The organism is Chryseobacterium sp. GQ58 (assembly GCF_059758895.1).
Genome location: NZ_JCAXEH010000002.1, coordinates 182,852 through 195,180 on the forward strand (window position 1 = coordinate 182,852; position 12,329 = coordinate 195,180).

9 protein-coding genes are annotated in these 12,329 nt (G+C 34.9%); 8 read left to right on the forward strand and 1 reads right to left on the reverse strand.

Annotation, left to right across the window (positions count from 1 at the left end; translation table 11 throughout):
- Positions 1-44 precede the first annotated feature (44 nt).
- From AC6CHK_RS05030 to AC6CHK_RS05065, 8 genes are all read left to right on the forward strand, one after another.
- Positions 45-950, forward strand: coding sequence for a T9SS type A sorting domain-containing protein (locus AC6CHK_RS05030; RefSeq protein WP_498094162.1), 906 nt, complete (start codon positions 45-47; stop codon positions 948-950).
- Positions 951-1,032: 82 nt separating this feature from the next.
- Entirely contained in the window at positions 1,033-2,229 is a 1,197-nt protein-coding gene (kbl, locus tag AC6CHK_RS05035; RefSeq protein WP_498094164.1) for a glycine C-acetyltransferase, read from the forward strand.
- A gap of 233 nt (positions 2,230-2,462) precedes the next feature.
- Positions 2,463-3,011, forward strand: coding sequence for a CopD family protein (locus AC6CHK_RS05040; protein ID WP_498094166.1), 549 nt, complete (start codon positions 2,463-2,465; stop codon positions 3,009-3,011).
- Between the two features lie 75 nt (positions 3,012-3,086).
- Positions 3,087-3,815: an ABC transporter permease subunit gene (locus AC6CHK_RS05045; protein WP_498094168.1), complete on the forward strand. Its 729-nt coding sequence runs from the start codon at positions 3,087-3,089 to the stop codon at positions 3,813-3,815.
- Positions 3,816-3,819: 4 nt separating this feature from the next.
- Positions 3,820-5,487 (forward strand): gliding motility-associated ABC transporter substrate-binding protein GldG, encoded by a 1,668-nt coding sequence (gene gldG, locus AC6CHK_RS05050; RefSeq protein ID WP_498094169.1) that lies wholly within the window; start codon positions 3,820-3,822, stop codon positions 5,485-5,487.
- Between the two features lie 725 nt (positions 5,488-6,212).
- The gene (locus AC6CHK_RS05055; RefSeq protein ID WP_498094171.1) at positions 6,213-9,146 is read left to right on the forward strand and encodes a SusC/RagA family TonB-linked outer membrane protein; all 2,934 of its coding nucleotides are present in this window, start codon (positions 6,213-6,215) and stop codon (positions 9,144-9,146) included.
- An 11-nt stretch (positions 9,147-9,157) separates the two neighbouring features.
- Complete coding sequence (locus AC6CHK_RS05060; protein WP_498094173.1) at positions 9,158-10,663, forward strand: RagB/SusD family nutrient uptake outer membrane protein; 1,506 nt, start codon at positions 9,158-9,160, stop codon at positions 10,661-10,663.
- A 294-nt stretch (positions 10,664-10,957) separates the two neighbouring features.
- A complete protein-coding gene (locus AC6CHK_RS05065) occupies positions 10,958-11,635 on the forward strand; it encodes a YceI family protein (RefSeq protein WP_498094175.1) in 678 nt (225 codons plus the stop codon).
- 165 nt (positions 11,636-11,800) lie between these two features.
- On the opposite strand, the gene AC6CHK_RS05070 is transcribed toward AC6CHK_RS05065, so the two are convergent.
- Entirely contained in the window at positions 11,801-12,229 is a 429-nt protein-coding gene (locus AC6CHK_RS05070; protein ID WP_498094177.1) for a DUF4268 domain-containing protein, read from the reverse strand.
- Positions 12,230-12,329: the final 100 nt, after the last annotated feature.

Consider the following 12,329-nt stretch of genomic DNA (forward strand, 5'->3'; position numbering starts at 1 on the left):
TTTCAATGAATTATTTTCATATTTTTACAAAAACCATTTCAATTATGAAGAATAAATTATTTTTTTTATTATTTTTAGTACTATCGGGAACTGCTTTTGCGCAAGTAATTCTAAATGACAATTTCAACGGTTATACTGTTGGTAATCTAGGAACTCAAGGAGGTTGGAATATAGATGGAGACAGTGTCAACGTTAATGAGGCTAAAATAGCTGAAGTTACGGCAGCTACATATGGTAAATCTCTGCAGTCTACAAAAACTACCGCCGCAGATATGTATATTTATAAAGATATTAGTACTGGATGGACATCAAGGACTTCTGGAAACAATATCTTAGAGGTTAAATTTAATTTTCACTCAGGATCGGGTACTGGTGTGACTGCAATTATTTTATATGCAGGTGCTACTTTTACTAATTTGGCTACAATATGGTATAATCATGCTACTAAAACAATGGTCTATTATTATGAAGGTGCTACACAATCCGCATCTTTGGGTAATTTGGTAAATAATACTTGGTACAACATTTCGTTATACTATAATTATACAAATGGTGAAACGAAGATATCTGTAAATGGAACAAATTATGGTCCGTATACTACACCGGCAAATAAAGATGTTGTTGAAATAGATATGTATACAGGAACGAACACCCTAACAAGTAGCTTGGATAATATTTCCATTAATGCTACTAATTCTGCAGTTTTGGGAACTAAAGAAATTATTGCCAAATCCAATCTAAAAGTATATCCAAATCCAATATCTGATATTGTGAATATTACTTCCGATAAAAAGATTTCAGCTGTTTCAATTAATGATTTATCTGGTAAAAAGCTTATTGAAACTAAAGAAACAAAATTAAATATTAAGAGCTTTAGTAAAGGCATTTATTTATTAACGGTAAAATATGAAGACGGAATAATAGAAAACAAAAAGATTATTAAAAATTAATTATAACAAAAATTACATTAAAAAGGCTGTCATGAATGATAGCCTTTTTTCTTAAATTAGCACATCTAAAAAAATTATTAAAATGATCTCTGAAAAGTATCTTCAAAATTTACAGAACGAACTTAAAAATATCGAAAATGATGGTCTTTTTAAAAAAGAAAGAATCATCACTTCCCAACAAAGTGCTGAAATTGAGGCCAACGGAAAAAAGCTTTTAAATTTTTGTGCCAACAATTATCTGGGATTGTCAAACCATCCGGAAGTGATGAAAGCTTCTCAGGATATGATAGAATCTCACGGATACGGAATGTCTTCTGTACGTTTTATTTGTGGAACTCAGGATATTCACAAGCAATTGGAGCAAAAAATTGCTGACTTTCTAGGTTTGGAAGACACGATTTTATATGCTGCATGTTTTGATGCGAATGGTGGTGTTTTTGAGCCTTTGTTTACAGAAGAAGATGCGATTATTTCAGATGAATTGAATCATGCTTCGATTATCGATGGAGTTCGTCTTTGTAAAGCGGCAAGATATCGTTACAAAAACAACAATATGGCAGATTTGGAAGCTCAGTTAATTGCGGCTTCAGAAAAAAATCACCGTTTCAAAATCATCGTTACAGACGGAGTTTTCTCAATGGACGGAATCGTTGCAGATCTTAAAGGAGTTTGTGATTTAGCGGATAAATATGATGCTTTGGTAATGGTTGACGATTCTCACGCGACAGGTTTTATTGGTAAAACAGGCCGTGGAACTCATGAAGCTAATGAAGTAATGGGAAGAGTAGACATCATCACGTCAACGTTAGGAAAAGCGCTTGGCGGTGCTTTGGGAGGTTTTACTTCCGGAAAAAAGGAAATTATTGATATGTTGAGACAGCGTTCTCGTCCGTATTTATTTTCAAATTCACTGGCTCCGGGAATTGTGGGTGCGGCTTTGAAAGTTTTAGATATGATTTCGGATGACACTTCTCTTCGTGACAAAGTAATGGAAAATGCAGAATATTTCAGAAAAGAAATGAAAGCCAAAGGTTTTGATATTCCGGAAGGTGACGCAGCGATTGTTCCTGTGATGTTGTACGACGCAAAATTGGCTCAGAAAATGGCTGAAAAGTTGATGGATGAAGGCATTTACGTTATTGGCTTCTTTTATCCTGTGGTTCCTAAGGAAAAAGCTAGAATCAGAGTACAACTTTCTGCGGCTCATACGAGAGAACATTTGGATAAAGCAATTGCAGGATTTGAAAAAGTTGGGAAAGAATTAGGAGTGATTTCTTAAGAGATTTTCTTAAAAATAAACAACTCTACAATTGTAGAATAAAACAGGATTTCCTATATTTATGGAAATTCTGTTTTTTTTATGATGAAAAATAAATTTCTGGATGATTATGGATTAGAATTTTAATTCTGAATTTCAATAAATCCTAAATAAATTTCCAAATATGCTATTGATAATGCATTTTACCTAAAGTTCAGCAACAAAATCATTATCTTTGCAAACAAATTTTTAAGATGCTGTATACCATCATCAAAGCGTTGCATATTATTTTTATGGTAAGTTATTTTGCGGGAATTTTTTATCTCGTAAGAATTTTCGTGTACTATAAAGATACCGATGAATTCGCTGACGAAAAGAAGAAAGTTTTAAGAGTACAATACACTTTCATGGCGCGCAGATTATGGAATATTATCACTGTTCCGGCCGGAATTATCATGGCGGTTTGCGGATTGATTTTGATATTTCTAAATACCGGGTTGATGAAAACACCTTGGTTTCACTTAAAATTAACCTTTTTAATTGGTTTGGCAATATATCATTATTGGTGCTGGAAAAAAGTAAAAGAACTTACAAAACTAAACGGAAATACTTTAGAAACAGCCAATATAAAATTGAGACAGGCGAATGAAATAGCTACATTTATTTTATTTCTGGTCGTTTTTACCGTTATTTTAAAATATCAGGTTATTGAATATTGGTGGCAATTAATTGCAGGATTTTCCGTTTTGGTATTTTTAATCATGTTGACCGTGAAGCTGGTTAATAAAAGTAAGAAAAAATAAAAGTTATAAGTTAAGAGTGATGAATTATAAGTCGTCACTCATAACTCATAATTGATAACTCATAACTAATAAAACATGTTTGCAATTTTAAAAAAAGAACTTTGGAGTTATTTCGGTAACTGGAGCGCGTGGGTGATCATTGCGGCTTTCAGTCTGATAACGACTTTGTTTTTGTTTTTTTTCGAAAATGATTCTAATATTTTCGACATCGGTTTGGCTTCTTTACAAAGCTATTTTGTTTTGGTGCCTTGGTTGCTGATGTTTATTATTCCGGCATTGTCGATGAAAACTTTTGCTGAAGAACAGCAGACAGGAACATTAAACTGGTTGTTTTCACAGCCTTTAAGAGTTTCAGATTTAGTTTCTGGGAAATTCTTTTCGGTTTGGATTGTTGGCATTTTATGTTTAATTCCTTCCTTAATTTATCTTTATACCGTTTACGTTTTAGGCGTTCCTGAAGGAAATATCGATTTGGGAATGACCTTCGGAAGTTATTTTGGGCTGATTATTTTAATTGCAGCATTTGCAGGAGTCGGGATTTTGGCTTCTTCGCTTTCCCAAAACCAGATTATGGCTTATTTGTTGGGCGTTTTTATGTGTTTCATCATGTATTTCGGAATCGAGCAGCTTGCAAGTTATAAGTTGTTGGGCGGTGCAGATTTTATTTTGCAGAATATAGGTTTTTATCAACATTTCATGGGCTTTACAAGAGGTCTTATCGATTTTAAAGATGTTGCTTATTTCGTTTTCGTTATCGGTCTTACGTTAGCTTTGTCCAATCATTTTATCAATAAAAAGAAGTAAAAATATGAAGAAGATATCATTCAAATCTCCATTCGGAATTTTACTGTTTGTGATTTTGCCTTTAGCCATCATTTTGATGTTTTCAGGAATCAGATTGGATTTGACGAAAGAAAAAAGATACACGCTTTCAGAAAGCACTATAAAAATTTTAGAATCGGTAAAAAAACCTTTAACGGTAGATGTTTATCTGGAAGGAGATTTTCCGGCAAGCTTCAAACAGCTGCAGAACGAAACTAAATTTATGCTGGAAGAGTTCAGGAAGATCAATCCTAAAATAGATTTTAAATTCATCGATCCCATCAAAACCAAAATGTCTCAAGATACTTTGATGGCAATGGGAATGCAGCCTTCCGTGCTTCCGGACGTGAAAGACGGAAAGATTTCGCAGATCACTTTGTTTCCATATGCGGTCGTAAAATATAATCAAAGAGGAGTTTCTATCCCGTTGGTGGTGCAGCAGGCCAATATCAATGCAGATGAACAGCTGAGAAAATCTATTGAAAATTTAGAGTACAATTTAGTTTCAAATATCAAAACAGTTGCGACGGCCAAAAGAAAGAAAATTGGAGTTTTGGTCAATCAAGACGAGCTTGGGCCGGGTGAATTTCAGGGTTTCATGGATCTTGCTTTAGAAAGTTATGATGCAGGCCCTGTAATCCCGAAGAATAATGTTGAACTGACTTTACAGGATCTTCCGCTTTTAAAGCAAATGAGCGCTTTGATCATTGCAAAACCACGAAAAGCTTTTACAGATGGCGAAAAAGTGATTCTTGACCAATACATAATGAATGGTGGAAAAACACTTTGGATGATCGACGCTGTAAATGCCGAAATGGATACGCTTACTAGATCTAAAAAAGTAATGCCTTTCCCGATCGATATCAATATGACCGATTTTTTCTTTAATTATGGCTTAAGAATCAATCCGGCTTTGGTAAAAGATGTGAAGAAATTTGCCCTGCTTAAACTGGTAACCGGTGAAGTTGGAGGAAACGCGCAATATACAAGTCTTCCGTGGCCTTATTTTCCTTTGGGGATTGCTGAAAATAATCATCCGATTACAAAAAATATCAATCCTGTAAAATTTGAATTTCCGACTTCAATTGATACTTTAGGAGGAAAGAAATTTAAAACTGAAGTTCTTTTTGAATCAAGCGAAAGAACATTGTTGAAACAGGTTCCGAATTATGTTGAGCTAAAAGAAATTGCCAGCGTCGACAGTCTCGGACAAATGGAAAAGCCAAGTACACCAAAGATTTTCGCAGTCGCTCTTGAAGGGAAATTCTCTTCGGCTTACGCCTCAAGAATTGAAAGAAAAAGTTACCCAAACTTTAAAGCTCAAAGTTCTGAAAACAAGATGATCGTAATTGCAGACGGAGATGTCGGAAGAAATAAAGTCATCAAAGGCGAGCCTCTTCCTTTGGGCGTAGATATGCTAACTGATGAACAATTTGGAAACGAACAATTCTTGAGAAATGCTTTAGATTATCTTCTCGACGACAGCAATCTGATGGAACTCAGAAACCGAAACATCGAAGAACGTCTTCTCGACCGTCACCGGATCAACGATGAAAAAACCAACTGGCAATGGTTTAATTTGCTGCTTCCGCTGTTTATTATCGGACTTTTGGGAGGTTTATTCTTCTGGTTGAGGAAAAAGAAATTTGGATAATGATAAAAAGAGAAACTCGAAGTTTCTCTTTTTTTTTGTTAATGATTGCATTTTGCTAATGTAGTTATTTTTCTTTTGGATAATTTATTGCCTTGTCTAATTCAATTGGATTATAATATTTTTCTTATATCATCCTGAGTTGATTCTGTCAATTCATTAAACTCTTCTTTTGCTTTAATTTTGCGCCATTGATTTGTGCATTCCATTCAGGTTTAAATTCAGTTCTCATTCTTGAGTAAGGAATAAAATTCCAAAGATAAAAATTGAAAGGAATAAAAATGTTTTTTTCATATGTGTTGAATTTCAAATAGTGTTTTGCGAATTACGATGAGAGAAATTGTATCGATTACTTTTCAGATTGTTAAGTTAAACAAAAATGAATAACGACGGTAAGCTGTTTGAACATAAAAAAGTGTTAAAGTAAATTAAAAGTTTCTGTAAAAAAGAAATTGTATGGCTAGAAAAAATTGGTAAACTATCTTTCTTGTTTACAATTATCTTTTTTTTCTAAAAAATCTTTACAAAATATTGAATATTAGATTGCTTTATTGGTTAAATTTTTCTATTAATATAAAAATTATTATTTATTTTATTCTTTTATTAATATGTTGTTTTAGTGCTGTTTAATTGTGTTAAATTAACTTATTTTAATATTTTATCAACCTTTTCTTTTGTTTATTAAAATAAATTAACATATTTGTATTTAATAACAAATTTTTTTTAACATGAATGTGAAATTAAAATTACTATCTACTGCCGTGATCTTTTTTACAGGCCAGTCTGTAATGGCGCAGGTAGATTCCACCAAAACAAGCGATATTGATGAAGTGGTCATTGTTGCTTATGGTGTACAAAAAAAATCTACTTTGACTGGATCAAATGTGCAGGTAGATTCTAAGCAGATCGAAAATCGTCCGATTTCTAGCGTAATGCAAGCTTTAGACGGAGCCGGAGCTGGTATTCAGATTGCTGCAGGTACCGGTCAGCCAGGTGATGGCCCATCAATCAGAATCAGGGGGACAGGTTCTTATTTGGTGTCTAATGCACCTCTGATTATTGTGGATGGAGTTCCTTTTCCCGGAGAACTGAATTCTATTAACCCAAATGATGTTGAGAGTATGAATGTATTGAAAGATGCGTCCTCAACCGCTCTGTACGGATCAAGCGCTGCAAATGGTGTTATCATGATAACCACCAAAAGAGGAAAGAAAAACTCCTCAAGATTCACCCTTAATTCAAGTACAGGTATTGTCAGTAGATTTGTGAAAGAATATGAAAGAGTAGGACCGGCAGATTATTATGTGCTTGCTTGGGAAGCGATGCGTAACGGAAGATTAGCCAAACCAGGTGAGACCGTAGCAACCGCCAACCTTTGGGCTACAAATAACCTGATTTCAGAGAATCTGAAAACTAATGTATATAATAATGTTCCCGACAATGAGTTAGTCGTAGATGGTATGCTGAATCCAAATGCGCGACTTCTTTACAATGATTTTGATTGGGCAGATGATATTGTTAATGTAGGATTAAGACAGGATCATAGTATCAGTTTTTCAGGTGGTAATGATAAAAGTACAGTATTTAGTTCGTTAGGTTACACCAAAGAAAATGGATATATCATAAAGTCAGATTTTGAACGTCTCAATTTAAGAATTAATGCAGATTCCCAGGTAAGAAATTGGTTGAAGGTAGGAACAAGTTTGAATGGTAGTATTACCAACTCGGCGAACGCAGTAGATGGTGAATCAAGCAATTCATCTTATATTAATCCTTATGCTTGGACAAGAGGTATGGGTCCTATCTACAGTCCGTATCAACACGATCCAATTACCGGCGAAAGATTATATGATGTAGATGGAAATGTGCTTTATGATAATGGTGCTTCAAGAGGATCGGATGCTGCGGCTGGAAGAAATGTTATTTGGGAAACTCTCCTAAATGAAAACAGAACCAATGCATATAATATTCAGTCTAATGTTTATGCAGAATTCAAACTGTTGCCGGAACTGAGATTCCGAACTAATGCTGCTTATAATTTTCGGGGAACACTGAATAAAACTTACGGAAATAAATTAATTGGTGATGCCTTAGGAAGAGGGTCAGCATCAAGGACAATGTATCTTACAAGAGATTTTACATGGAATCAATTATTAACATATAACAAAAATTTTGGTAACCACGAACTAACAGCTTTAGTAGGACACGAAAATTTTGACTATAAAAGAGATTACCTCTATGGCTCTAAAAGAGATCAGATTTTGAACGATTTTTATGAATTTGGAAACTTTGTAGAAAATACTACCATAAGTTCATATTTGAGAGAAAGGACAAAAGAAAGCTGGTTTTCGAGAGTAAACTATGATTTTGCTGAAAAGTATCTTTTAGAAGGATCAATACGTTGGGATGCGTCTTCACGTTTTGCTAGGGATGTAAGATGGCAGTCTTTTTGGTCGGCGGGTGCAGGATGGGTAATATCAAAAGAAAACTTCTTACAGGATAATAGATTTGTAAACTTCCTAAAGTTGAGAGGATCTTACGGTGAGATAGGTAATGATGATTTGGACACTAATTATGCTTACCAAACCCAGTTCTCTTTTGGTTATAACAATGGTACAGAGCCGGGAGTATTGCTTACGACAGTAGGAGATCCTCCGATTACTTGGGAAACCAAAGTCCAGTCGGATATAGCACTTGAATTTGAATTGTTTAACAGAAGAGTTCGTGGTACTGTAGAGTATTATAATTCGAAAACAAATGCCTTGCTTTTTCCGTTTCAAACTCCTGTAAATGCAGGTATTCCGGGTAATAGCATAGATAGAAATGTAGGGGACTTAATAAATAAAGGGTATGAAATCACTTTAAGTGCGGATGTCATAAAAAATCAAAATGTAAAATGGACACTTACAGCCTACGGAACTTCTTACAAGAACGAGATTACCCGTCTTTCTCAGAATGAACTTATTACCGGAACTAAAAAAGTTTCGGAGGGTAAAGATCTGTATGCGTTTTGGCTGAGAACTTGGTACGGAGTAGATCCTTCAGATGGCTCGCCATTGTTTATTCTGGATCAAAGCTTATATCCGGATGCTTCTGAAAATGACGTAAGAACGGTAAACGGTGTATTGGTAACTACCAATCAGAACAAAGCAAAGTATGATTATCACGGCTCTGCAATACCGGATTTCTTTGGAAATTTTTCTACAACATTTAACTTTAAAAACTGGGAGATTTCAGCCTCTTTTAATTATCAGTTTGGAGGAAAAATCTACGATAGAAACTATGCAAGTTTAATGGATGCCTATCCGCAAGGTGGGGCTTCACATGTAGATATTTTAAACCGCTGGACAACACCCGGGCAGATTACCGATGTACCGGCTCTGAATTCGTCCACTGCTGCTGCTTCTAATGCAGGCTCTTCTAGATGGTTGGTTGATGCCAGCTATGTGATGTTAAGAAATGCAGCTTTAGGGTATAGTTTCAATCCTGATATTGTAAAAAGTGTTGGAATGAGCAGCTTAAAACTATTCGTAAGCGGAGAAAACCTTTGGTTAGCAAGCAAAAGAAAAGGTTTGGAACCTTATTCTACCTTTAATGGTACGGTGAGTAACAGATATTCTCCTGCAAGAATTATAACTTTTGGTTTAAGTACAACTTTTTAAATTTAATTAAAATGAAATTCAATAATAAAACACTTTTAATTTCAGGGCTTTCTTTACTAAGCATTTTCTCATCTTGTGAGAGTGATTACTTAGAGAAAGATCCTACAGAATCTGCCAGTGAACTTTTGGTTACATCAAGTCTTGACAATTTAAATGTTGCACTCAACGGTATGCATAGGAATATGTATTACAGACAAAATGATAGTCAGGGTCAAACCGGAGCCACAGGAATTTTGATCTATATGGATGTAATGGGGGAAGATGTGGTTTTTCCTTCTACGGGTAACAATTGGTTTGTGTCTACTTTAAGATGGCTAGACAATGCTAATGCTACTTCTAGCAATCTATTGTATCCTTATGATTTCTATTACGGACAAATCAGAATTGCAAACATTATTTTAAAAGCTGCGCCTAATTTGGAAGGTGATCAGGTTTTAAAAGAAAAAGTGATGGGTGAGGCATATGCTTTTAGAGCATATTGTTATTTTATGCTTACTCAAATTTATGCTAAAAGATATATCGCCGGTACTAATAATTCACAGCCCGGAGTTCCTTTAAGGCTTGATGATTCTTTTAATCCTATTCCAAGATCTTCTGTAGAAGAAGTGTATAAAACAATCAATTCAGATCTGGAACAGTCTTTTGCTTTGCTTAAAGGCAAAGCAAAATCAAATAAATCTCATTTTAATGCCAATGTTGTAAAAGGTCTTATGGCTAGAGTGGCTTTGGTTCAGGAAAAGTATTCCGATGCTGCAGCCTATGCGAATGAAGCTAAGCAGGGATTCGAATTAATGACTAATACGCAATATAAATCTGGTTTTAATGATTCTTCCAATTCAGAGTGGATTTGGGGTTACCAGCCTATTGAAACAACTACTGCATCCTTTGGAAATTTTATGGCATATATGTCGAGAAATTACAATTCAACTCAGATAAGACAGGCACCTAAAGTGGTGAATAGACTACTGTATGCTCAGTTCCCTTCTACTGACGTGAGAACGAAGGTAATAGAACCCACAGGAGTACATTCTTCTTTATCTTTATCAAATTCATATAAGAAATATCCTTACACCTCTCAAAAGTTCTTATCTGTAGATGCAAATGGAACTGTTGATAATAATACAAGTTTAGGTGATATACCATTTATGAGAGCCGCGGAAATGTATCTTATCGAAGCTGAAGCGTTAGCAAAGGCTAATAGAGAAGCAGAATCTAAAATTGTATTTAATCAATTTACTATGAATCGTAATCCATCATATACAGGCACTACAAAATCTGGGGCAGCATATATTGATGAGATTCTTACGAGCAGAAGATTAGAGCTGTGGGGAGAAGGTTTTAGGTTTTTAGATCTGAAGAGGCTAAATTTACCGTTGGACAGAACCGGAGCAAATCATGTGTCTGCTGTAACGAATAATCTTGATATGGTGCCAGCCGGAGATAAAAGATGGACATGGCTTATTCCACAAGATGAGATCAATGCTTCTCAAGGGTTGGTTGTGCAGAATGAACTTTAAATATTATTAAAATAAGCTAGGAATTGGTTAAATGCCCTTCATTAAGAGAAACTTTCGGGTTTCTCTTTTTTTGGTATAGAAATCCAACAGAATAAATAGATTAATGGGATATAATACTACATTCATATTTAGCTAGACTTCCGTAGTTCTAATTGTTATAAATTCATTTTCTTATCCTATGTTAAGAATTAGTGTTATCCTTTTTCGGAGATTTGTCAGGCAAAACAATAGAATGGCGATTGAGCCGTTTATTTAAAACAAAATTCAAATCATAATAATTTAAACTTTAAAAAAATGAAGAAATTGAGCGTAATCGCATTAGCAAGTATGGGTTTGCTTCTTGCATCTTGTGGAGAAAAGAAAACTGAAACTACGGCTGCTGGTCAGGAGCAGAATGTTGCCGAAAAGCAAGGTGATGTTTTTGCTGTGGATACAGCCGCTTCTGTAGTCAATTGGAAGGCTTTCCACAAAGGAGGATTTGCTCCACGTTGGGGTACGGTTTCTGTATCTAGCGGAGAATTGTCTGTGGCTGATAATCAACTGACTTCAGGTGATTTCGTTATTGATATGACGTCAATCAAGGTTGATCCCGCTTCTGTAACGGAAAAAGACAAAAAGCATACTGACCTTGAAGGGCATTTAAAGAATGAAGATTTCTTTAATGTTGAAAAAAATCCAACAGCTGATTTTAAGATCACTAAAGTTGAAGACCTTGCTGCAGGCGCACAAAACGCAATAGAAGGGGCTAACAAAACTGTAAGCGGAAATCTTACACTTCTTGGGAAAACAATGAATGTTACTTTTCCTGCAAAAGTGGATATTACAGATAAATCGGCGGCTGTAAAAGCTCAGTTTACGGTGAACCGTGCAGATTGGGGAATCAAGTTTGGTACTTCTGAAGCAGATCCTGCAGAATGGATGATCAGCAAAGATATTGAGATCGGTATCGATGTGAAAGCGACTCAAAAATAGTTAAGTAATAAATATATTGAAAAGACATCTGCCTTGGCGGATGTCTTTTTATTTTGTTTATTGAATATTATAAATGTCAGTCTGCGCGGAGTCGTAGACTTTAATCGATATAATAACTTTAATTTTGAAACTTAAAATATTGAAATTAGCAAAACCGTTTCAATTTCAAACATCTTTTATAAAATCCTCATATTCGTAATAAAACCTTTCAAAACCATCCATTTTTTCAACAAAGAATTCGAAAATTTCCTGCCAAGTATTTTTATTGAAAATCGAAACACCGTGTTTTTCGACCCAGATTTTAGCGATCACTTTCCCGTTATCTAATGTAAAGTATTCTTCTTTGTTAAATTCTCCGATAAAGTCTTTCAGAATATCTTCCAGCGACCATATTTTTTCATAATATGCATTCCGGAATATTTCATCTTTCATTTCTATATCCAGAGAAACTTCCGCTTTTTTGTTATCTGCATGAAATTTAAATGAAAAATCCTTGACTTTCGTGTCATACAAAATCCATTTTCTTGGGAAGGACTTTCCAAAAGCCGTCCAAAATTCCTTTTTTAATTGCTGTGCTTCCTGTTTGCTAAACATAAGACAAATGTAGAAAAAATGGCTTGAAGTTGGAAGCGGGAAGAAGGATGTTTGTTTTTCCGTTCACGACTTCTGGCTTCCATCTTCCAACTTCCCGCTT

Coding starts and splice junctions, on each gene's coding strand:
- AC6CHK_RS05030 (WP_498094162.1), top strand. CDS start 45: ATGAAGAATAAATTATTTTTTTTATTATTTTTAGTACTATCGGGAACT.
- kbl (WP_498094164.1), top strand. CDS start 1,033: ATGATCTCTGAAAAGTATCTTCAAAATTTACAGAACGAACTTAAAAAT.
- AC6CHK_RS05040 (WP_498094166.1), top strand. CDS start 2,463: ATGCTGTATACCATCATCAAAGCGTTGCATATTATTTTTATGGTAAGT.
- AC6CHK_RS05045 (WP_498094168.1), top strand. CDS start 3,087: ATGTTTGCAATTTTAAAAAAAGAACTTTGGAGTTATTTCGGTAACTGG.
- gldG (WP_498094169.1), top strand. CDS start 3,820: ATGAAGAAGATATCATTCAAATCTCCATTCGGAATTTTACTGTTTGTG.
- AC6CHK_RS05055 (WP_498094171.1), top strand. CDS start 6,213: ATGAATGTGAAATTAAAATTACTATCTACTGCCGTGATCTTTTTTACA.
- AC6CHK_RS05060 (WP_498094173.1), top strand. CDS start 9,158: ATGAAATTCAATAATAAAACACTTTTAATTTCAGGGCTTTCTTTACTA.
- AC6CHK_RS05065 (WP_498094175.1), top strand. CDS start 10,958: ATGAAGAAATTGAGCGTAATCGCATTAGCAAGTATGGGTTTGCTTCTT.
- AC6CHK_RS05070 (WP_498094177.1), bottom strand. CDS start 12,229: ATGTTTAGCAAACAGGAAGCACAGCAATTAAAAAAGGAATTTTGGACG.